21 protein-coding genes and 1 tRNA gene are annotated in these 20,579 nt (G+C 73.8%); 17 read left to right on the forward strand and 5 right to left on the reverse strand.

Going from position 1 to position 20,579, the window contains the following annotated elements:
- The first annotated feature begins 23 nt into the window (after positions 1–23).
- The 9 genes from ABQ292_RS10565 (at position 24) to ABQ292_RS10605 (ending at position 10,349) form a co-directional block, all read left to right on the forward strand.
- Positions 24–1,844, forward strand: a complete 1,821-nt coding sequence (locus ABQ292_RS10565; protein WP_369206014.1) for a PEP-utilizing enzyme — start codon at positions 24–26, stop codon at positions 1,842–1,844.
- A gap of 11 nt (positions 1,845–1,855) precedes the next feature.
- The gene (locus tag ABQ292_RS10570) at positions 1,856–2,935 is read left to right on the forward strand and encodes a PEP/pyruvate-binding domain-containing protein (RefSeq protein ID WP_369206016.1); all 1,080 of its coding nucleotides are present in this window, start codon (positions 1,856–1,858) and stop codon (positions 2,933–2,935) included.
- A 1-nt stretch (position 2,936) separates the two neighbouring features.
- Positions 2,937–3,437: a biotin/lipoyl-containing protein gene (locus tag ABQ292_RS10575; RefSeq protein WP_369206018.1), complete on the forward strand. Its 501-nt coding sequence runs from the start codon at positions 2,937–2,939 to the stop codon at positions 3,435–3,437.
- The gene (locus ABQ292_RS10580; protein WP_369206020.1) at positions 3,434–4,801 is read left to right on the forward strand and encodes an acetyl-CoA carboxylase biotin carboxylase subunit; all 1,368 of its coding nucleotides are present in this window, start codon (positions 3,434–3,436) and stop codon (positions 4,799–4,801) included. Before ABQ292_RS10575 ends, ABQ292_RS10580 begins: the two co-directional genes overlap by 4 nt.
- Complete coding sequence (locus ABQ292_RS10585) at positions 4,801–6,282, forward strand: biotin carboxyl carrier protein (RefSeq protein ID WP_369206022.1); 1,482 nt, start codon at positions 4,801–4,803, stop codon at positions 6,280–6,282. The genes ABQ292_RS10580 and ABQ292_RS10585 overlap by 1 nt, the downstream gene beginning before the upstream one ends.
- Positions 6,275–7,126, forward strand: coding sequence for an HAD-IIA family hydrolase (locus tag ABQ292_RS10590; protein WP_369206024.1), 852 nt, complete (start codon positions 6,275–6,277; stop codon positions 7,124–7,126). Before ABQ292_RS10585 ends, ABQ292_RS10590 begins: the two co-directional genes overlap by 8 nt.
- A gap of 113 nt (positions 7,127–7,239) precedes the next feature.
- Positions 7,240–9,210, forward strand: a complete 1,971-nt coding sequence (locus tag ABQ292_RS10595) for an acetoacetate--CoA ligase (protein WP_369206026.1) — start codon at positions 7,240–7,242, stop codon at positions 9,208–9,210.
- Positions 9,211–9,645: 435 nt separating this feature from the next.
- Positions 9,646–9,945, forward strand: coding sequence for a hypothetical protein (locus ABQ292_RS10600; protein WP_369206028.1), 300 nt, complete (start codon positions 9,646–9,648; stop codon positions 9,943–9,945).
- Complete coding sequence (locus ABQ292_RS10605) at positions 9,942–10,349, forward strand: type II toxin-antitoxin system VapC family toxin (protein WP_369206030.1); 408 nt, start codon at positions 9,942–9,944, stop codon at positions 10,347–10,349. The genes ABQ292_RS10600 and ABQ292_RS10605 overlap by 4 nt, the downstream gene beginning before the upstream one ends.
- Positions 10,350–10,864: 515 nt before the next feature.
- Here ABQ292_RS10605 and ABQ292_RS10610 read toward each other — a convergent pair.
- Positions 10,865–10,937, reverse strand: a tRNA-Lys gene (locus tag ABQ292_RS10610).
- A gap of 173 nt (positions 10,938–11,110) precedes the next feature.
- On the opposite strand from ABQ292_RS10610, the gene ABQ292_RS10615 reads away from it, so the two are divergent.
- The 4 genes from ABQ292_RS10615 to ABQ292_RS10630 all read left to right on the forward strand — a co-directional run bounded on the left by ABQ292_RS10615 (position 11,111) and on the right by ABQ292_RS10630 (position 14,269).
- Entirely contained in the window at positions 11,111–12,280 is a 1,170-nt protein-coding gene (locus ABQ292_RS10615) for a L,D-transpeptidase (protein WP_369206031.1), read from the forward strand.
- A gap of 65 nt (positions 12,281–12,345) precedes the next feature.
- Positions 12,346–12,777: a hypothetical protein gene (locus tag ABQ292_RS10620; protein ID WP_369206032.1), complete on the forward strand. Its 432-nt coding sequence runs from the start codon at positions 12,346–12,348 to the stop codon at positions 12,775–12,777.
- Positions 12,778–12,902: 125 nt separating this feature from the next.
- On the forward strand, positions 12,903–13,985 hold the full coding sequence (locus ABQ292_RS10625; RefSeq protein WP_369206034.1) for a WD40/YVTN/BNR-like repeat-containing protein: 1,083 nt from the start codon (positions 12,903–12,905) through the stop codon (positions 13,983–13,985).
- Complete coding sequence (locus ABQ292_RS10630; RefSeq protein ID WP_369206036.1) at positions 13,982–14,269, forward strand: MoaD/ThiS family protein; 288 nt, start codon at positions 13,982–13,984, stop codon at positions 14,267–14,269. Before ABQ292_RS10625 ends, ABQ292_RS10630 begins: the two co-directional genes overlap by 4 nt.
- A gap of 13 nt (positions 14,270–14,282) precedes the next feature.
- Here ABQ292_RS10630 and ABQ292_RS10635 read toward each other — a convergent pair whose 3' ends face one another.
- The 3 genes from ABQ292_RS10635 to ABQ292_RS10645 form a co-directional block, all read right to left on the reverse strand.
- Positions 14,283–14,528, reverse strand: a complete 246-nt coding sequence (locus tag ABQ292_RS10635; RefSeq protein ID WP_369206038.1) for a hypothetical protein — start codon at positions 14,526–14,528, stop codon at positions 14,283–14,285.
- 251 nt (positions 14,529–14,779) lie between these two features.
- Positions 14,780–15,454 carry a response regulator transcription factor gene (locus ABQ292_RS10640; protein ID WP_369206040.1) on the reverse strand — a complete coding sequence of 225 codons (675 nt, stop codon included), beginning with the start codon at positions 15,452–15,454 and terminating at the stop codon, positions 14,780–14,782.
- On the reverse strand, positions 15,451–16,593 hold the full coding sequence (locus ABQ292_RS10645) for a sensor histidine kinase (RefSeq protein WP_369206042.1): 1,143 nt from the start codon (positions 16,591–16,593) through the stop codon (positions 15,451–15,453). The genes ABQ292_RS10640 and ABQ292_RS10645 overlap by 4 nt, the downstream gene beginning before the upstream one ends.
- 108 nt (positions 16,594–16,701) lie before the next feature.
- On the opposite strand from ABQ292_RS10645, the gene ABQ292_RS10650 reads away from it, so the two are divergent.
- From ABQ292_RS10650 to ABQ292_RS10665, 4 genes are all read left to right on the forward strand, one after another.
- Positions 16,702–17,616, forward strand: coding sequence for an ABC transporter ATP-binding protein (locus tag ABQ292_RS10650; RefSeq protein ID WP_369206044.1), 915 nt, complete (start codon positions 16,702–16,704; stop codon positions 17,614–17,616).
- The gene (locus tag ABQ292_RS10655) at positions 17,613–18,365 is read left to right on the forward strand and encodes an ABC transporter permease (protein ID WP_369206046.1); all 753 of its coding nucleotides are present in this window, start codon (positions 17,613–17,615) and stop codon (positions 18,363–18,365) included. The genes ABQ292_RS10650 and ABQ292_RS10655 overlap by 4 nt, the downstream gene beginning before the upstream one ends.
- Before the next feature lie 103 nt (positions 18,366–18,468).
- Positions 18,469–18,669, forward strand: a complete 201-nt coding sequence (locus ABQ292_RS10660; protein WP_369206048.1) for a DUF1918 domain-containing protein — start codon at positions 18,469–18,471, stop codon at positions 18,667–18,669.
- A gap of 76 nt (positions 18,670–18,745) precedes the next feature.
- The gene (locus ABQ292_RS10665) at positions 18,746–19,324 is read left to right on the forward strand and encodes a GNAT family N-acetyltransferase (protein ID WP_369206050.1); all 579 of its coding nucleotides are present in this window, start codon (positions 18,746–18,748) and stop codon (positions 19,322–19,324) included.
- 24 nt (positions 19,325–19,348) lie between these two features.
- Here ABQ292_RS10665 and ABQ292_RS10670 read toward each other — a convergent pair whose 3' ends face one another.
- Positions 19,349–20,572: a CaiB/BaiF CoA transferase family protein gene (locus tag ABQ292_RS10670; protein WP_369206052.1), complete on the reverse strand. Its 1,224-nt coding sequence runs from the start codon at positions 20,570–20,572 to the stop codon at positions 19,349–19,351.
- Positions 20,573–20,579: the final 7 nt, after the last annotated feature.

Consider the following 20,579-nt stretch of genomic DNA (forward strand, 5'->3'; position numbering starts at 1 on the left):
ATCCACCGAGAAGAGGAGACACCATGTCCCGGTCCACCGGCGAGCGGTCGTTCCCGCTGCCCTCTCAGATCGAGCCCGTCCCCGGTGCCGAGGGCTGGGAGGAGATGTACCCGTACTTCTCGCGCTTCCAGCCGGAGGACGACCAGCGGTTCTGGTTCTACAACTCGATGCACTTCCCCGAGGTCGTGCCCGCCTTCGACGGTCTGACGTCCGAGATCCCCTACACCGCGATCGGCGCGAACACCGCCCGACTGTTCTCCTTCCCGACGACGCTCGGGATCGAGTACCGGATGCTCAACGGCCGCGTCTACATCACCGCCAACCCGGTGACCGACCCGGCGCAGATCGAGCGCCGGCTGGCCGACTTCCAGGAGCGGGCCGGCCACTACTACGGGAACTGGGACCGGCTGTACGGCGAGTGGCAGCAGCGGATCGAGAAGCTGATCGCCGAGATCGAGGCGGTCGAGGTGCCGGCGCTGGGCGAGCTGGACGACCTGGCGGTGGTCACCGGAGCCCGTGGGTTCGCCAGCAACCACCTGCTGCGGGAGAACTTCCACCGCTGCATCGACCTCTACTCGAAGATGTGGCACCACCACACCGAGTTCCTGATGCTCGGCTACGGCGCCTACGTCGTCTTCTTCGGGTTCTGCAAGCAGGCGTTCCCGGAGATCGGCGACCAGATGGTGGCCCGCATGGTCGCGGGCATGGACGTCACCATGTACCGGCCGGACGACGAGCTGAAGAAGCTCGCCGGCCTGGCCGTGCGCCTGGAGCTCGCCGACGTCTTCGTCGAGGGCAGCGATCCGGAGAAGGTCCTCGCGGCGCTCGGCGAGCGCGGCGACGCGGGAGCGCAGTGGCTGGCCGCGTTGGAGGAGGCGAAAGACCCGTGGTTCAACGTCTCGGTGGGTGACGGCTTCTACCACCACCACTTGTCCTGGGCCGACGACCTCACCGTGCCCTTCGCCGCATTCCCCCGCTACGTCGAGCAGATCGCCGCCGGGGAGGACCTCACCCGCCCCACTGAGCGGCTGGCCCAGGAGCGGGAGCGGATCGCCCAGGAGTACCGCGCGTTGTTGGGGACCGACGACGAGAAGGCGGCCTTCGACCAGATGCTCGGCCTGTGCCGGCTGGTCTTCCCCTACATCGAGTCGCACAAGTTCTACTGCGAGCACTGGTTCACCACCCGGTTCTTCCAGAAGATCCGCGCGTTCGGGCAGTTGCTCGCCGAGCGCGGAGTGCTGGTCGAAGCCGACGACGTCTTCCACCTGCGGCACCTGGAGGTCGAGGACGCGCTCGCCGACATCCAGCTGGCCTGGGCCTCCGGCGGTACCGAGCTCGGGGCCCGGCACTGGCAGCCGATCGTGGCCGAGCGCAAGCGGATCGTCGAGGCGTTGGCCGGCTGGTCGGCGCCGCCCGCGCTGGGTCCGGTGCCGGAGACTCTGAACGACCCCGCCGTGCAGATGCTGTGGGGTGTCACCGACGAGACCGTCCAGACGTGGCTCGGCGGCGATGAGCTGGACGAGCACACCGTGCGCGGCTACGCCGCGTCCCCGGGTGTCGTCGAAGGCACGGCCCGGGTGCTCAAGAACGTCAACGAGATCGGGCAGATCCGCGAGGGCGAGGTCCTCGTCTGCCCGGTGACCGCCCCCAGTTGGGGCCCGGTGTTCGGCAAGATCGCCGCGGCCGTCTCCGACATCGGCGGCACCATGTCGCACGCGGCGATCGTGGCTCGTGAGTACGGCATGCCGGCCGTGGTCGGCACCGGCCAGGCCACCGCGAAGATCAAGACCGGCGACCGCGTCCGTGTCGACGGCGACCGCGGCATCGTCACTCTCCTCGGCTGATGGGAATCTTCATGACCACTCTCCAACCGGTGCTGCGTTTCGCCGACATCGGTCGCGGCGACGTTGCCCACGCCGGCGGCAAGGGAGCCAGTCTCGGTGAGCTCCTCCGCGCCGGCATCCGCGTTCCCGACGGCCTCGTGGTGACCACCGCGGCCTTCCGCGCAGCGATGGGGGCCCTGGCCGACGAGGTCGGCAGCCGGGTGGCGGCACTGGACCCGGCCGATGCCGACCGGCTCGCCACCGTGACCGCCGAGATCCGCGCGCTGGTGGAGTCCGCGCCGCCGCCTCCCGCCGTGGCTGACGCGATCACGGCCGCCTACGCGCAGCTGTGTGCCCAGGCGGGGCAGCCCGACCTGCCGGTGGCCGTCCGCTCCAGCGCCACCAGCGAGGACAGCGCCGAGGCCAGCTTCGCCGGCCTGCAGGACACCTATCTCTGGATCCACGGCGGTCAGTCGGTGCTCGACCACGTCCGGCGCTGCTGGGCCAGCCTCTACAGCGTCGAGTCGGTGACTTACCGGCTGCGCCGTGGCATCCCCGAGGACGACCTGGCGATGGCCGTCGTCGTCCAACAGATGGTCGGCTCCCGCAGCTCCGGGGTCATGTTCACCCGCAGCCCGCTGACCGGCGACCGGTCGGTCGTCGCCATCGACGCCAGCTGGGGCCTCGGCTCCGCAGTCGTCAGCGGTGACGTCACCCCTGACTCCTTCCTCGTCAACAAGGTCACCGGGGAGATCATCCGGCGCACGGTGTCGACCAAGACCCGCTGGCACCAGCCCGATCCCAGCGGCCACGGCGTGGTGGAGACCGACGTGCCGACGCAGTTGCAGGACGTCCCGTCGATCAACGACGCCGAGATCGCCGAGCTGTACGCGATCGCCCGGAAGGTCGAGGCCCACTACGGCTGCCCACAGGACATCGAGTGGGCGGTGTCCCGGACGGGGGCGCCTGGGGAGAACGTCTTCCTGCTGCAGAGCCGGCCGGAGACCGTGTGGGCGGAGAAGGACCGCGCGGCGAAGGCCTCCGCGCCCACCGCACGGGCGTTCGACCACGTCTTCAACGCGCTGGGCGGCAAGCGCCCGACGGAGCACTGACATGGAGCTCAGTCCCGACGACGTCCGCGACATCGTGCGCGTCCTCGACTCCAGCGGCCTCGACGAGCTGCACCTGGAGCTCGCCGACCTGACACTCACCGTGCGCCGGGAGGGTGCGGCCGGCTGGACGTCCGAGCAGCAGGTGCTGCGCCGACCGGTGGTGGAGGGGGGCACCGAGCCCACCGCGGACACCGAGCCGGAACGACCGCGCGCCGCCGTGGCCGAGGGGCTGGTGGCGGTGCACCCGCCGCTGCTGGGAACCTTCTACCGGGCGCCGAAGCCAGGCGCGCCAGCATTCGTCGACGTCGGTGACGTGGTCGACGTGGACACCGTGGTCGGCATCGTCGAGACGATGAAGATGATGACCCCGGTGCACGCCGGCGTCCGCGGAACCGTGCTCGAGTTCCGCACCGACGACGGCGAGTTCGCCGACAAGGACGCGGTGCTGCTCGTGGTGGACCCGGCGTCGGAATCGGCCGGGCTCGGCGAGGGAGCGCAGTGAGGATCCAACGGCTGCTGATCGCCAACCGTGGCGAGATCGCCGCCCGGGTGATCCGCACGTGTGCCCGGCTGGGCATCGAGTCGGTACTGGCTGCCTCCGACGCCGACCTGCAGTCGCTGCCGGCCCGGCTGGCCGACCGGGTCGTGCGGCTGGGCCCGGCGCAGGCGTCGGCGTCCTACCTCGACCCGGCGGCGGTGGTGCGCGCGGCGCAGGCCGTCGACGCCGACGCCGTGCACCCCGGCTACGGCTTCCTCTCGGAGAACCCCGCGCTGGCCCGCGCCTGTGAGCAGGTCGGGATCGTCTTCGTCGGCCCATCGATCGAGTCGCTGCACGCGGTCGGCGACAAGCTGACCGCCCGCTCGCACGCTGTGGCGGCGGGGCTGCCGGTCGTCCCCGGTGGCGAGGCGGCGGACCTGGCCGCGGCGCGGGCTGTCGCGGCCGAGGTCGGCTTCCCCCTGCTGGTCAAGGCGGTCGGCGGGGGCGGCGGGCGCGGCATGAAGCTGGTCCGCTCGGCCGCCGACCTGGCGCACACCCTGGATCTCGCGATCTCCGAGGCGGCCGCGGCGTTCGGCGACCCGCGGGTCTACGTCGAGCGCTACGTGGAGTCGGGTCGACACGTCGAGGTCCAGGTGCTCGGCGACGGGGTGCGGGCGATCGCGCTCGGCGACCGCGACTGCTCCGTGCAGCGCCGGTACCAGAAGCTGTTCGAAGAGGCGCCGGCGCCGCTGATCCCCGACCGGGTACGCGCCGAGATGGCCGAGGCCGCCCTGGCGCTGGCCGTCCACCTCGGCTACCGGGGCCTGGGCACGGTCGAACTCCTCTACGACCGCGAACGGCAGACCTTCTACTTCCTGGAGATGAACGCCCGCATCCAGGTCGAGCACCCGGTCACCGAGATGGTCACCGGCCTGGACCTGGTCGCCGAGCAGCTCGCCGTCGCCGAGGGGCTGCCGCTGCGGCTAGGGCAGGAGGACATCGCCGTGACCGGGCACGCGGTGGAATGCCGGATCAACGCCGAGGACTGGGCGCATGCCTTCCGCCCCTCACCGGGCCGGATCGACCGCGTGGTGCTGCCTACCGGCGACGGCATCCGGGTCGACACCCATGTGCAGGGGGGCTCCGTCGTCCCGCCGTACTACGACTCGCTGCTGGCCAAGTTGATCGTGCACGGGACCGACCGCGCCGACGCCATCGCCCGCGCTCGCGCGGCGCTGGAGCTGCTGCGCATCGAAGGTGTGGTCACGACCGTGCCGGTGCACCAGGCGCTGCTCGACGATGCGGAGTTCGCCGCCGGGGGCGTGGACACCGCCTTCTTCGAACGCTTCCTGCAGACACACCAGCCCGATCTCGTAGGGGTGACCTGATGGCCGATGTCGGACTGGTCGATGTCTCGCTGCGCGACGGCAACCAGAGCCTGTGGGGTGCCGCAGGGCTGCGAACCGCGCATGTGCTGCAGGTGGCGCCGTTGCTGGAGCGGGTCGGCTTCCGGGCGCTGGACTACACCTCGAGCACGGCGATGGGCATGTTGGTCCGCACTCACCGGGAGAACCCCTGGGAGCTGTTCCGGCGCACACGCGAGCTGATGCCGAGGACGAAGCTGCAGTTCATCGGGACCGGCTTCCGGTTCATCTCCTGGCAGAACTCGCACCCGGAGACCATGCAGCTGGTCTACGACCGGCTCGTCGCCAACGGCATCGACCGGGTCGTCGTGCTCGATCCCATGCACGACATGGACGCCGCCCGCGCCACCGCCCACCGGCTGAAGCAGGCGGGGGTCGACGAGGTCGTCGGGGCACTCACCTTCACGATCAGCGCGGTGCACGACGACGCCTTCTACGTCGACCTCGCCCGCCAGATGCGCGAGTGCCCCGACATGGACCGCGTCTACGTGAAGGACCCCGCCGGGATCCTGTCCGCCGAGCGAGCCCGGAGCCTCTTGCCGGCGATCAGGGCACAGCTCGGGAGCATGCCGCTGGAGCTGCACTCGCACGCCACCATCGGGCTCTCCCCGGTGACCTACTCGATCGCGCCCGAGCTCGGCGTCGAGGTGGTGCAGACCGGCTGCGGCGTGCTCGGCAACGGCTCGTCGCTGCCCGAGGTCCGGCGCACCGTGGCCAACCTGCGCGAGATGGGCCACCGGGTCGACATCGACGACCGCGCGCTCGAGCTGGCCTGCGACTTCTTCGACCGTCTCACCGCCGCCGAGGAGCTGCCCACCGGGCATCCGCAGGACTTCGACGCGGCCTTCCTGCACCACCAGATCGCCGGCGGCGTGATGACCACGACCCGCCGACAGCTGCGTGAGATCGGCATGGAGGACCGCTTCGAGAGCCTCATCGAGGAGGTCGGCCGGGTCCGCGCCGAGCTCGGCTACCCGATCATGGTCACGCCGTTCCCGCAGATGGTCGTCTCCCAGGCGCTGTTCAACGTGATCGGCGAGCGGTACGTGACCGTGCCTGATCAGGTCATCCGCTACGCGCTCGGCAGCTTCGGCCGGCCGACCGCGCCGCTCGACCCGGACGTGCTCGACCGGATCCTCGACCGGCCGCGTGCCCGGGAGCTCGCCTCGGAACCGGAACCGCCGACTCCGGCCGAGCTGCGTCGCCAGTTCGGCACCGCCATCAGCGACGAGGAGCTCTTGTTGCGGGCCCACATGCCCGCCGAGCAGGTGGACGCGATGCTCGCCGCTGGACCCGCGCCACAGCACTTCAACCCCGCACTGGCGCCGGTGCTGACCCTGCTGCGCGAACTCGGGGAACGAAGGACCGTGCACGACCTGGCGGTGGCCAAGCCCGATCTGCGTCTGTTCGTGCACCGTCGCGCCGAAGGAGCTATCCGTGCCTGATCCCGGTCCTGCTGTCCTCGACCGGCTGCGGCGAGTGCGCGGCTTCGTCCTGGACATGGACGGCACCCTGGTCCTCGGTGACCGCAACAACCGGGGGATCCGTCCCCTCGCCGGCGCCGTCGACTTCGTTCGCCTGCTCGTCGAACGGGAGCTGCGGTTCTGCGTGTTCACCAACGGCACCGTGAAGACGCCTCGGCAGTGCGCGGACGCCCTGCAACAGGCGGGCTTCCCCATTCCCGATGACGCCGTGCTCACCCCCGCCACGACTGCGGCGCAGATCTTCCGGCGGCGAAGTCACCGGCGGGTCATGGTGCTCGGCGGCAAGGGCATCACCGAGCCGCTGGAGGCCGCCGGCATCGAGACGCTTCCGCCACTGCGCGGCACGACCGCCGACGCCGTCTTCGCGGGCTGGTACCGGCAGGAGCTCACGTTCGAGGCGCTGGAGGCCGCGTGCTTCGCGGTCTTCGAGGGGGCGCGGTTCTACAGCGCCTCGCAGTCGCTGTTCTTCGCCACTGCGGAGGGCCGCACGCTCGGTACCTCGCGGGCGATCAGCGCCGTCGTCCGCGACGTCACGCGGGCCCGGGTGACCGTCGTGGGGAAACCGGCACTGCCGTCGCTGCAAGCGGCCGCTCGGCACCTGGGCGTGCCGGCCGCGGACCTGGCGGTCGTCGGGGACGACCCCGAACTGGAGGTACCGATGGCGCACAAGGGCGGTGCGATGGCCGTGGCGGTCCACACCGGCATCGGCCACGCACAGTCGTTCACCGACCTGCCAGAGAAGGTCCGGCCTCATCTGGACCTGGCCGACGTGGGCGTCCTCGCGAACCTCCTCGCGAACGGCTGACGCCCGATGACGTTGCTGGTGACCGCCCTCGTGTCGAGCAGTGAGCAGGCCCCTGAGCGGATGCGCGCGTCCCTGCCGGGCAGGATCGCGCAGGTGGATCGGTGGGAGGGTCCGTGACCGCCGCCGGACCGCCGGAGCTGCTACGGCCGGTCGCCGCGGACGTCCGGGAGACCACCGAGATCGGGCGGTTCCTGGGCTGGCTCGAGCGGGAGCGCGGCCTCGCTTTCGACGGGTATGACGCGCTGCACCGCTGGTCGGTCGAGGACCTGGAGGGGTTCTGGTCGGCCGTGGCGGAGTTCTTCGGGGTTCGGTTCGCGGAGCCACCGGAGCGCGTGCTGGGCCGGCGGGAGATGCCCGGCGCGGAGTGGTTCCCGGACGCGATGCTGAACTACGCCGAGCACGCGGTCGGGCTGCCCGAGGACGCCGACCGGGTCGCCGTGCTGGCCTACTCGCAGACCCGGGACCGGCAGGAGCTGACCTGGGGTCAGCTGCGCGAGCAGGTGGCCCGCGCCCGTGCCGGGCTGCGGCGGCTCGGCGTCGGCCGGGGCGACCGGGTCGTGGCGTACCTGCCTAACATCCCCGAGACGCTGGTGGCGTTCCTGGCCACGGCCAGCCTCGGCGCGGTGTGGGCCAGTTGCGCGCCGGAGTTCGGCGCCCGCAGCGTCGTCGACCGGTTCGGGCAGATCGAGCCGACCGTGCTGCTGGCCGTGGCCGGATACGGCTACGGCGCCAAGGACGTCGACCGCCGCGAGCAGGTGGCCGAGATCCGGGCGGGACTGCCCACCGTCCGGCACGTCGTGCACGTCCCCTACGGGGCGAACGCCCTGCCCGACGCGCTCGGCTGGAACGACCTGCTCGCCGAACCCGGCGAGCTCGCCTTCGACCCGGTGCCGTTCGCCCACCCGCTGTGCGTGCTGTTCTCCTCCGGCACCACCGGCAAGCCCAAGGCGATCGTGCACGGCCACGGCGGGATCCTGCTGGAGCACCTGAAGAACCACGGCCTGAGCTGGGACCTGCGCCCCGGCGACCGGATCCTCTGGTTCTCCACCACCGCGTGGATGATGTGGAACGCGCTGGTATCAGCGTTGCTGGTGCGGGCGTCGATCGTCATGGTCGACGGCAACCCACTGCACCCAGACCTGCGCTGGCAGTGGCAGCTCGCCGCCGAGACCGGGGCCACGCTGATGGGCGCCAGCCCCGGCTTCCTCATGGCCTCCCGCAAGGAGGGCGTGCAGCCGGCGGCGGAGTTCGACCTGTCCCGGATCCGGCAGCTCGGGGCCGCGGGCAGCCCGCTGCCCGCCGAGGGCTACCGGTGGGTGGCCGAGCAGTTCGGCCCCGGCGTGCTGCTCAACGTGGGCAGCGGCGGCACCGACGTCTGCTCCGGGATCGTGCAGGGCAGCCCCCTGCAGCCGGTGTGGACCGGGGAGATTTCCGGCCCGTGCCTGGGCGTCGACGCCCAGGCGTTCGACGAGAAGGGGAGCCCGGTCGTCGGCGAGCTCGGCGAGCTGGTGATCACCAGGCCGATGCCGTCGATGCCGGTCGAGTTGTGGGGCGATCCCGACGGAGCGCGCTACCGGGAGACCTACTTCGACGTCTATCCGAGCGTGTGGCGGCACGGCGACTGGGTGCGCTTCTCTCCGGTCGGCAGCGCGGTAATCGCCGGGCGCTCGGACGCCACGCTGAACCGCGGCGGGGTGCGGCTGGGCACCGCGGAGTTCTACCGGGTGGTCGAGGAGCTCCCGGAGGTCGTCGACAGCCTGGTCGTGCACCTGGAGGACCCGGCCGGCGGCAACGGCGAACTGCTGCTGTACGTCCAGCTGCGGCTCGGCGCCGCGCTGGACGACGAGCTGCGCCGCCGCATCGCCACGGCGCTGCGCACCGAGCTCTCGCCCCGGCACGTCCCGGACGGCATCGCCGAGCTGCCGGTGATCCCGCGCAACCGGACGGGCAAGAAACTGGAGCTGCCGGCCAAGCGGATCCTGCTCGGCGCGGCGCTCGACGACGTGGCCAGCCGCGACGTCCTCGCCGATCCCACCGCGCTCGATCCATTCGTCGCCCTCTCCTCCACGCGGGGTGAGTCGTGAACGCAGTGCGGGAGGGTGGCCCTACGCGAGCGGGGCCTGCGGGCCTCAGCGTTCTACCGCCACGGAGTGAGGCCGCGGTTCGGTGGCGTGGCGGGTGATCGTGCCCTCGGTCAGGCGCGCGAGGCGCGCACCTCTGCCGGCTCGGCCTGGGTGTTGCCGGCGGCCCAGCTGGAAGGGAACGTCAGTGCCTGCTCGGTCTCGGTGCCTGGCTCGGCGGTGTAGAGCAGCAACGCTCGCCGGTGTCGGCGCCTTGCAGTGGAGCGGCGACTTGGCCGAACAACAGGGCACCGGGTCTAGTGAGGCCACGGCGACGCCGGGAAGAGCGTCCGCTCGCTCACCCCACAACCTGCCGAAGATCTCCAGTCCTCCTCCAGTGCCTTGAAACAGCCGCATCGGTGACGATTGCATGAGGGCTTGCAGCGCTAGCCTGTGATCATGTCGTCGGCCGAACAGCATCTCGAGGCGCTGGACCTCGTCGTCGGCGCTGACGGCTCGGGTGTCATCGACGCAGCGCAGCTGGCCCGCTGGGGAGTCGAGCCGGGGGCGCACCTGCGCGTCGTGCCCGTGACGTCCGCGGCGTCGACGGCGCGCCGGCGCTCCCTCCGCGGCGCTCTCTCGAACGCTTCGGGATCAGCGCCGAGCTGGGAGGATTTCGAGGCGGCAAGCTCCGCCGCCGCCCAGGAGTCGGCTGCGCGCTACGGCGACGGCGGCGCCTGGGACCTGCCGCCCCGGTGAGGGTCGTCGCCGACACTCACGCGCTGATCCGGTACCTGCTCGACGACCCGGACCGACGACTCTCGTCCGCGGCGCTCGACGTCCTCGAGGAGTCAGCGGCAACCGACGGCCTTGTCGTGTCCGTCGCCTCGGTGGTCGACCTCTGGTACGTCATCCGTACGCGCCAGACGTTCACCGACGACCAGCTGGGCGAGCTCGTCGGACTCCTTTACGACCCCAGCTCTCCACTGGAGGCCGCGCCGGTGACCCTTGAGGTCGCTGCTGCGTTCCACCGGATCCCTCGCGACGCGCTCAGCGATCCGTGGGACCGCTCCATCAGCGCAACCGCGATGGCGCTGGAACTGCCTCTGGTCACCCGCGACCGGAGGATCACCGAACTCGACCTGGTAGGAACCATCTGGTAGCTCCGCCGGGTCAGCCTGAGGTGACCCCCTCGGGGCACGCCTGCGGTAGCACCGACGAGGGCATCCGGGCCGATGGACGTCCCCGATTGCTTGGCGAACGCGCCCTCGTCGGGTGGGCGTCACGCCGACGAGGCGTCTAGCTCTCAATGGTCGTGTGCCCGCCCCAGACCCCCCGGCCGCTCTCCACAACCGCTGCCACGCCGGCTGCAGCAGGTCGGGGGAAGGGTGGGCCGAAGGCCCATCCCGCAGGGACGCGAAGCGCCCTCCCGGCGACCTAGGCGGCCGGCATCCTGACGCGGGCGGAGAGCGGCAGAGGATGGCCACCGTCCAGCTCCCGCAGCGGTTGCAGGACCGCCGGTGCTCACGGGTCGCCGTCCGCAGTGTCTCGAGAGCGCGCTGCTGAGGAGACAGAGTTTTCGATGGGTTTTCCATGGCCTGGCGCGACGGCCGTTGCCAGACGGCGTGCCCTCCGAGCCTGTACTCGCAGGTCAGAAGGGGAATCGAAGTGAAGAGGGTGCGCCATCAGGGACTCGAACCCCGAACCCGCTGATTAAGAGTCAGCTGCTCTGCCAATTGAGCTAATGGCGCGTGTCTCCCGGCTGCCCGGGCCACGAGGAGGAACGATACCAGCGCCCGGCGGAGAGCCGACCGAGAGTCCCGTCACGGGACCGGACCGCCCGCCCCGCAGCAGTGGGGACACTGGACCGGGCACGTCCGCGCCGCCTCCCGGTGCGGCTCACGACGACGAGGAGACGGCACGGGTGCGACGGACAGCGGCACTGGTCACGGCAGGGGCGCTGGTCCTGCTCGGCGGGTGCGACGACGGGGACGACGCGGCGCCGGCGGCGGCCCCGTCCTCGGTGCCGAGCGCCCCGGCGCAGGTGCAGCTCACCCCCGCCGACGGCTCGGTGGACGTCGCTCCGGCCACGCCGGTGGAGGTCTCCGTCACCGACGGCGAGCTGGCCGACGTCACCGTCGTCGACGGGGCCGGTGCCGAGGTGCCGGGCGAGGTGGCCGACGGTGACGACGAGGACACCGACGTCTGGACGCCGGAGGCCCCGCTGGCCTACGGGACCACCTACACGCTGACCGCCACCGCCGAGGGGGCCGCCGCCCCGGTCGAGGCGACCAGCACCTTCACCACCGCGACCCCCGAGACGCTGACCACCCCCTCGATCGGCCCGCTCGACGGCACGACGGTCGGCGTCGGCATGCCCATCCGCGTCTGGTTCGACGAGCCGGTCGCCGACAGGGCCACCGCCGAGAGCCACCTGCTGGTCACCAGCTCCACCCCCACCGACGGCGTGTGGAGCTGGTTCAGCGACACCGAGGTGCACTTCCGGCCCTCCGAGTACTGGCCGGCCGACACCGAGGTCACCCTCGAGGCCGACCTCGAGGGCGTCGCCCTGGGCGACGGCGTCTTCGGCGAGAAGGACCGCACGGTCTCCTTCTCCGTCGGTGACCGGCACGTCTCGATCGCCGACGCCGCCACGCACACCCTCGAGGTCCACGACGGCGACCGGCTCGTGCGGACCTTCCCGATGAGCGCCGGCAGCCCCGACACCCCGAGCTACAACGGCCCGCACGTGGTCACCGAGATGAACGCCGAGCGGGTCATGGACTCCAGCACCTACGGCGTGCCGGTCGACAGCCCCGACGGCTACCGCACGCCGGTCGACTGGGCCGTCCGGCTCTCCGACAGCGGCGAGTTCGTGCACGCGGCGCCGTGGTCGGTGGCCCAGCAGGGCCGGGAGAACGTCTCGCACGGCTGCATCAACCTCTCCACCGAGAACGCCCGCTGGTTCTTCGACTTCTCACAGCCCGGCGACGTCGTGGAGATCCGCAACTCCGACGCCGGGACGCTCACCTCGGACATCTCCGACTGGACGATCCCGTGGGACGAGTGGCAGGCCGGTAGCGCGCTGAGGTGATCTCCGTTTCCCGAGGTGGGGCGGGGGGCACCCTCCCGGCGTTCTCTTCGGGAAGGGGAGCAGTCGTGGACACCTGGGTGATCGTCCTCATCGTCGTCGTCGCGCTCGTCCTGCTGGCGCTGGTCGGCCTCGCGCTCGCCAAGCGCAGCCGCGTGGCCGGCGCCCGCCGCCGCGAGCAGCAGCGGGCCCAGGCGCGCGAGCACCTCGAGGAGGCACGGCTGCGCGGGGCGCAGGCCGAGAAGGAGCAGGCGCTGGCCGAGGAACAGGCCGCCCGCGCCCGCCGCGAGCGGGCCGAGGTCGAGGAGCGCGCCCGCCTGGCCGAGCAGGAGGCCCGCCAGCGCGCAGCCTCCGCGCAGGAGCACGCCTCGGCCGCCGAGCGGCTGCGCGCCGAGGCCGAGAAGCTGGCCCCCGGCCTGGCCGACGGGCACGGCACCCGGAACGCCGACGGGCGCGCGCCGGTGACCGACGACGGCCCCGGGGGTGCCACCCGCCGCTGACGGCGGTGCCCTCCCGCTGACGGTGCCCTCCCGCTGACGGTGCCCTCCGCTCAGTTCCGCCGTCCCGCCCGGTCTGTCCTCGCAGGAGGGGGCCGCGCCGGCCCCGGGGACGACCGGGAGGGACCGTGGCCGACCTGCTCGCCATCGGTACGCGCAAGGGGCTGTGGCTGGCCCACAGCGACGACGACCGCCGCACCTGGACGATCGACGGACCGCACCTGCTCTCCCAGGAGGTGGCCGCGGTCGGCGTCGACGTCCGCGGGCCGGTGCCGCGCGTGCTGGCCGGCGTCCAGTACGGCCACTGGGGACCGACCGTCACCTGGTCCGACGACCTCGGCCGCACCTGGTCGGAGACCGACGAGGGCGCCATCCGGTTCCCCGCCGACACCGGTGCCGCGCTGGCCCGCGTCTGGCAGCTGCGGCCCGACACCGCGGAGCGGCCCGGCGTCGTCTGGGCCGGGTGCGAGCCGCACTCGCTGTGGCGCAGCGACGACGGCGGCCGCACGTTCACGCTGGTCCGCGGGCTGTGGGACCACCCGCACCGGCCCACCTGGGCGCCCGGGTCCGGCGGCGGGGCCGTGCACACCGTGCTGCCGCACCCCACCGGCGACCGCGTCCTCGTGGCGATGAGCACCGGCGGCGTCTACGTCAGCGACGACGGCGGGGAGGAGTGGGAGCCGCGCAACTCCGGCATCAGCGCCGTCTTCCTGCCGGAGCCCGCGCCCGAGTACGGCCAGTGCGTGCACAAGGTGGCCGCCGACGCGGGGGACCCGGACCGCTTCTACGCGCAGAACCACTTCGGCGTCTTCCGCACCGACGACGCCGGCGGCTCGTGGACGTCGATCGCCGGCGGACTGCCGGCCGACTTCGGCTTCCCGGTCGTCACCTCGCCGCGGACGCCGGGCACGGCCTGGGTGGTGCCCCTGGTCGCCGACGCCGAGCGGGTGCCACCCGGCGGCCGGCTGCGCGTGCACCGCACCCGCGACGCCGGCGCGACGTGGACCGAGCTCGGCACCGGCCTGCCCGACGGCTCGTGGACCGCCGTCCTGCGCGACGCCGTCTGCGTGGACGAGGCCGACCCGACCGGTGTCCACGTGGGCACGAGGGACGGGTGCGTGTACGCCAGCGCCGACGAGGGCGACACGTTCGCGCTCGTGGTCGGCCACCTGCCCGACGTCCTCTGCGTGCGCGCGGCGCGGCTGCCGTGACCGGCGCGGTGGAGGTGCTGCTGCCCGGCGTCCTCGCCGACCTGGCCGGCGGCGCCCGGCGGCTGGAGGTGCGCCCGGCGGAGGCGACGCTGGCCGGACTGCTCGACGCCCTGGCGGCCGACCACCCGGTCCTCGAGCGGCGGATCCGGGACGAGGCCGGGGCGCTGCGCCGGTTCGTCAACGTCTACGTCGACGGCGACGACGTCCGCTTCACCGGGGGCCTGGCGGCGGCGGTGCCCGGCGGTGCGGTGGTGCAGGTGCTGCCCTCGGTCGCCGGCGGCTGACCGGCGAGCGGCGTCAGAGGAGCGCGAGCGTGGCGCACTCGGCGCAGAGCTGGTCCTCCGCGTAGTCCTCCGGCGGCCACAGGGTCTGCTCGTCGACGGCCACGTAGGCGCCGCACAGCGACTTGCGGCTGCGGCCGTTGACGCGGCCGATCGTGGCGTGCGCCGGGCCGATCTGGCGGGGCTGGAGGCCGTCGGGGCTGCCGACCGAGCCGACCATCACGACCGCGTGCGCGGTCCCGTAGGAGTAGGCAGTGGTCATGGCGCCAGGGTCCGAGCCCGGGCGGGGCCGGGCCAGCACCTGCCGGCGCGTGTCCGGCGCACCCGACCCAGCCGTCCCACCCGGCACGGGGACACGGCTGCGCCCGGTTCCCATGCGGGCAGCGGCCCCCGCGCTGATCGGTGCCGCGGCGGCGGTCTCGTGCCGCCGGTGCCGGCCGTCGTCGTGCTGCTGGCCGCCCGGCTGCCGGCCGACGAGCGCGCGCACCCGCTGGACCGGCCGGCCGTGCCCGCTCAGGTCAGCGGCACCAGCCCCGACTCGTAGGCGGTGATGACCGCCTGCGTGCGGTCCCGGGCGCCGAGCTTGCGCAGCAGGCTGCTCACGTGGGTCTTCACCGTCTGCAGGCCCAGGTACAGCTCGCCGGCGATCTCGCCGTTGGACAGCCCCCGCGCCATGAGGGTCAGGATCTCCCGCTCCCGTGCGGTCAGGGAGCGGACCTCCCTACCCCCCACCGCTCGCGAGCTCGCGGCGGGGCCCTGCAGGGGGGCCACGTGCCGGGCGGCGAGGGCCCGGATGGCGGCGGGGAAGAGCAGGCTGTCGCCGCGGGCCACGACGCGGACGGCGTCGACGATCTCGGCCGGGCGCGCCCGCTTGGGCAGGAAGCCGTCCGCGCCGGCGTGCAGCGCGGCGTAGACGTTCTCGTCGTCGCCGAAGGTCGTGACCACGAGCACCCGCGGTGGCTCGTCCAGCCGGCGCCGCAGGTCGCGGGTGGCCTGGATGCCGTCCACGAGCGGCATGCGGATGTCCATGACGACGACGTCCGGGCGCAGCGACGCGGTCAGCGGGACGACGACGGCCCCGTCGGCCGCCTCGCCGACGACCTCGATGTCGTGGCGGGCCTCGAGGATGGCCCGCAGCCCGCCGCGGACCAGCTCCTCGTCGTCGACGAGCAGCACCCGGATCGTCACGCCGGCCCGGCCAGGGGCAGCCGGACGGCGACCCGCCAGTCGCCGTCCACGGGGCCGGCCGAGGCGGTCCCGCCGAGGACGGCGGCCCGCTCGCGCAGGCCGGCCAGCCCGCTGCCGCTGCCGACCGAGGCCGGCGCGGGCACGGGGACGGGGTTGCGGACGTCGAGCTCCAGCGCGTCGGCGTGCACGTCGACCCGCAGCGCCACGGGCACCGGGCCGGCGTGCCGCAGCGCGTTGGTGAGGGCCTCCTGGGCGATGCGGTAGGCCTCCCGGGAGACCAGCGGCGGGAGGCCGGCCACCGGTCCCTCGACCCGGAGGTCGACGTCGGCGCCGGCGGCCCGGGCGGCGCGCGCCAGCCGGCCGACGTCGGCCAGCGTCGGCGCGTCCGCGAGCGGGGCGCCGTCCCGGAGCAGCGCGAGGACGCGGTCGAGGTCGGCGGCGGCCTGCCGGGCGCTGTCCTCCACGGCGGCGAGGGCGGCGTCGACGAACGCCGGGTCGCGCCCGGCCACCTCCCGGGCGGCGCCGGCCTGCAGCAGCGTGACGGTGAGCGCGTGACCGATCGAGTCGTGCAGCTCGGCGGCCAGGCGGGTGCGCTCCAGCAGCCGCTCGGTCCTGACCTGCTGCGCGCGCAGCCGCTCGGCCAGCGACGGGTGCAGCAGCCGCCGGGCGGCCGCCGCCGCCAGCGCGCCCAGGCCGGCGAGGACGAGGACCAGGCACGGCACGACGGCGGCGGCCACGGGCACCCACACCCAGGACGGCAGCGGACCTGCCAGCAGGGACACCGCCCCGGCGACGGCGAGAGCGGCGAGCACGCCCAGCTCCACGCGCACGCACAGCCACAGCAGCAGCCGGCCGCGGTCGGACCACGTGCGGGACGGCTCGACCGTCACCTCGTCGTCGCCCGGCAGCAGCAGCGCCCGCGCCTGCACGCCCTCGCTGCGGCGCACCACCGGCACGCAGGCCAGCACCGCGAGCGCCGGCAGGGGCGCGAGGAACAGGCCGGCCAGCGTCCGGGGGGACGCGTCGGGCAGCCCCGGCCAGACCATCGCGCAGGCCACGGCGAACCACGCCCCGAGGGCCAGGTGCAGCACCCGCGCCCAGATCGTCCTGCCGGTTCCCCGCCGGAGCACGCTGCGCACGGTCCGATCCTCTCGCGCCCCGGTCGCCGGGGACCTCCCGCTGGAGAGGGAGACGGCCGGACCTCGCGGGGGAGGCGCGCGGGCGGCTCCGGGCGCGAGCGTGGTGGCATGAGATCCCGGAACGAGTCAGTGGTCCAGGTCCGCGGCCTGGGCAAGCGGTACGGCGACGCGGTGGCCGTGGACGGCCTGACCTTCGACGTGCCCCCGGGCGTGGTCACCGCCTTCCTCGGCCGCAACGGCGCGGGGAAGTCGACCACGCTGCGGCTGGTGCTCGGCCTGGACCGGCCCACCAGCGGCAGCGCGCACGTCGGCGGGCGCGCCTACGCCGACCTGCCCACGCCGCTGCGCACGGTGGGCTCCCTGCTCGACAGCGCCGCGGCGCACCCCGGCCGGACCGCCCGCGACCACCTGCGCTGGCTGGCCGCCAGCAACTGCATCCCCGCCCGCCGGGTCGCCGACGTGCTCGACCTGGTCGACCTGGCCGCGGTCGCCGGCCGCCGGGTCCGGGGCCTCTCCCTCGGCATGCGCCAGCGGCTGGGCATCGCCGGCGCCCTGCTCGGCGACCCGCCGGTGCTGCTGCTCGACGAGCCGACGAACGGCCTGGACGCCGAGGGCATCCGCTGGCTGCGGACGTTCCTGCGCGACCTGGCCCGGGAGGGACGCACCGTCCTCGTCTCCAGCCACCTGATGGGCGAGGTGGAGCTCACCGCCGACCACCTGCTCGTCATCGACCGCGGCCGGCTGCTCGCCGACACGCCGCTGCGCGACCTCCTCGCCGGCTCCGCCGGCCACCTCCTGCGCGTCCGCAGTCCCCGGGCGGGGCAGTTGCGCGACCTGCTGGTCGCCGACGGCGCGACCGTCACCACCGCGGAGGATGGGGCGCTGCTCGTCTCCGGCCTCCCCGCGGAGCGCGTCAGCGCGGTCGCCGCCGGCTCCGGCGTGCCGCTGCTGGAGCTCGCCGCCGTCGAGCGGTCCCTCGAGGACGCCTTCCTCGCCCTGACCGCCGCCGGGGGTGCCGCGTGACCACCGTCGTCCCGGCGCTGCGCGCCGAGTGGCTCAAGGCGGTCACCGTCCGGTCCACGTGGGCCTGCCTGCTGGCCTACGCCGTCACCGTCTTCGGCGTGAGCGTCGGCGCCGTGGCCGCGATCGGCCGGTCGCAGGCGGCCCAGGCCGACTACGACCCCGCCGTGCTCGCCTACTACGGCCTGAACTTCGGGCACGTCGCGGTGATCGTGCTCGCCGTGCTGCTCACCGCGGGCGAGTACGGGCAGCACACCGTCCACACCTCGCTCACCGCCGTCCCGCGCCGCGGCGTCTTCCTCGCCGCCCGGTTCGGGGTCGGCGCCGGGCTGGTGCTGGTCACCGCGGCGGGAACCGCGCTCGCCACCTTCCTCACCACGCAGGCGCTGCTGGGGCCGGCGGGGACCACCCTGGCCACGCCCGGCTCGGTCCGCTCGCTGGTCGCCGCCGTCGTCCAGCCGACGGTCCTGGCGGTCTTCTGCATGGCCGTCGGCGTGCTGATGCGCGACCAGTCCGGGGCGCTGAGCCTGCTCGTGCCCTTCTTCTTCCTCGTCTCCCCGGTCCTCGAGCTGGTGCCGGTGCTGCAGGACGCCGTCCAGTTCCTGCCCGACCGCGCCGGCGCCGTCGCCATCCGGACGTACGGCCGCCCCGTCGACCTCTTCGGCCCGCTGACGGGACTGGCGATCTGCCTCCTCTGGGCGGGAGCCGCCGTGCTCGTCGCCCGCTGGGCCCTGCAGCGCCGGGACGCCTGAGCGTCCGCCGGCGCCTGCACGGACGAACTCCTTGCCCGCTCCGGGCTCCGCGAGCAGGCTGTGGTGCACGACACAGGCCGGGGGAGCTCGACGGGAGGCCGCCGTGGAAGCGCACGTCGGGGACAGGATCGTCATCCGCTCCACGCACCAGGGGGAGCCGGAACGCACCGGGGTGGTCCTCGAGTGCCACGAGCCCGACGGGGGACCGCCGTACCGGGTGCGGTGGGAGCCCGACGGCCACACCGGGCTCTTCTACCCGGCCGGGACGGCGGTCACCGTGGAGACGGACCCGTCCCGGAGCTGAGGGACCACGCCTCCCGGACGGGGTGGCGTTGCCCACGGGGCGGATCGGTCGGCTCCGGAGGGGCGTTGCACCGGACATGAGCACTCCGGGGACCGTCGCGCACGTCCGCACCGCGCCCGGTCCCCTCACCGAGGTGACGCTGCGGGACGGGACGGCAGCGCTCATCTGGCCCCTGCTCGACAACGACCACGACCTGCTGCGCGCGGGGTACGCGGAGCTCTCCGCGGCCTCGCGGCAGCGGCGCTTCCTCGCGCCCGTGCCCGAGCTGTCCGACGCCGTGCTGCGGCTGCTGGTCGACGGCGTGGACGGCGTGGACCACCTGGCGCTGCTGCTGACGGTGCTGCCCGAGGAGGAGCCGGCGCGGCCGGTGGGGGTGGGCAGGCTGGTGCGCTACCCCGACGAGCGCTCGGTGGCCGACGTCGCGGTGACGGTGACCGACGCCTGGCACGGCCGCGGGGTCGGCGGCGCCCTCATGACCGCCCTGCTGGCCCGTCGGCCGGCGGACGTGACCCGGCTCCGGACGACGGTGGCCGCGGACAACCGGGCCTCGCTGGCGATGCTCTCCCGGCACGGCACGACGAGGACGTACCGCGACGGCCCCGGCGTGCTCGGCGTGGAGGTCGGCGACCTGGTCGCGCCGGCTCCGCGGCAGTAGCCCTGCCGGGGTCGCCCCGGGGGCTCACCCCCCGGACCCCCCGATGACGCCGTCGCGGGCCAGTGCGGCCAGGTCGTCCCCGGCGACGCCCAGCTCGGTGAGGACGGCGGTGGTGTGCTCGCCCACCCCGGGTGCGGGCCCGCGCGGGCCGACGTCGCCGCCCTGCAGGCGCAGCGGTGCGCGGACGGTGCGGAACCGCCGTCCGGACGCGTCGCCGATCTCCGGGAACAGCCCGTCCGCGGCGGCCTGCTCGTCGGCGGCGAACTCCGCGACGGTGGACGCCGGTCCCCAGATGAGGCCCCGCTCGTCGAACAGCGCGCACCACTCCGACAACGGCCGGGTGGCGAAGGCCTCGTCCATGAGCCGGGTGAGCTCCGGCATGTTGACCGCCCGGGCGGCCCAGGTGGCGAAGCGCTCGTCCTCGATCCACCCGGGACGGCCGACGGCCTCGCAGAACCGGGGCCACCAGTGCGGCTCGGGCATGAACAGCAGGATCCAGCGGCGGTCGGCGCAGCGGAAGCCGCCGTGCAGGGCGTGCGGCCGGGCGATGCGGCCCTGGGGTGTGGGGGTGACCCCGTCGACGAGCGTGGCCGAGAGGTCGCTGGACATGGTCCACGCGGCGGCGGCGAGCAGGCTGACGTCCACGACCTGCCCCTCGCCGGTGGCCTCGACCAGGCGCAGCGCGGCGAGGACGCCGCCGAACAGGGCCAGTGCGGCGGCGTGGTCGCCCTGCGCCGGGCGCAGCCGCGGCGGCGCCGGGTTGTCCGGCTCGCTCATCGCGTCGAGGACCGCACCCCGGCCGAAGAAGGCGGTGAGGTCGTAGCCGGGGCGGGTCGCGTCGGGGCCGGAGGGGCCGTAGCCGGTGAGGGTGGCGTGGACGAGGCGCGGGTTGAGCCCCAGGAGCGTGGTCGCGTCCAGCCCGAACCTGGCCTGGCGGGAGGGCAGCAGGTTGCACAGGAAGACGTCGGAGCGGGCGGCGAGCCGGCGGACCAGGTCGGCGCCCCGCTGCTCGTTGATGGCGACGGCGATGCTGCGCTTGCCGCGGTTGTCCATCTGGAAGGCCGCGTCGATCGGGCTCTCCCCCTCGGGGACCCGCGGCTGCCGGGTGGCTCCGCGCATGGGGTCCCCGCGGAGGGGCTCGACCTTGACGACGTCGGCCCCCATGTCGGCCATCAGCGCGGCGGCACCCGGGGCGGCCATCCAGCCGGCCACCTCGACCACGCGCACGCCCTCCAACGGTGCGGCCATCGCCTGT

The sequence above is a fragment of the Geodermatophilus maliterrae genome (assembly GCF_041018925.1).
Taxonomy (GTDB): Bacteria; Actinomycetota; Actinomycetes; order Mycobacteriales; family Geodermatophilaceae; genus Geodermatophilus; species Geodermatophilus maliterrae.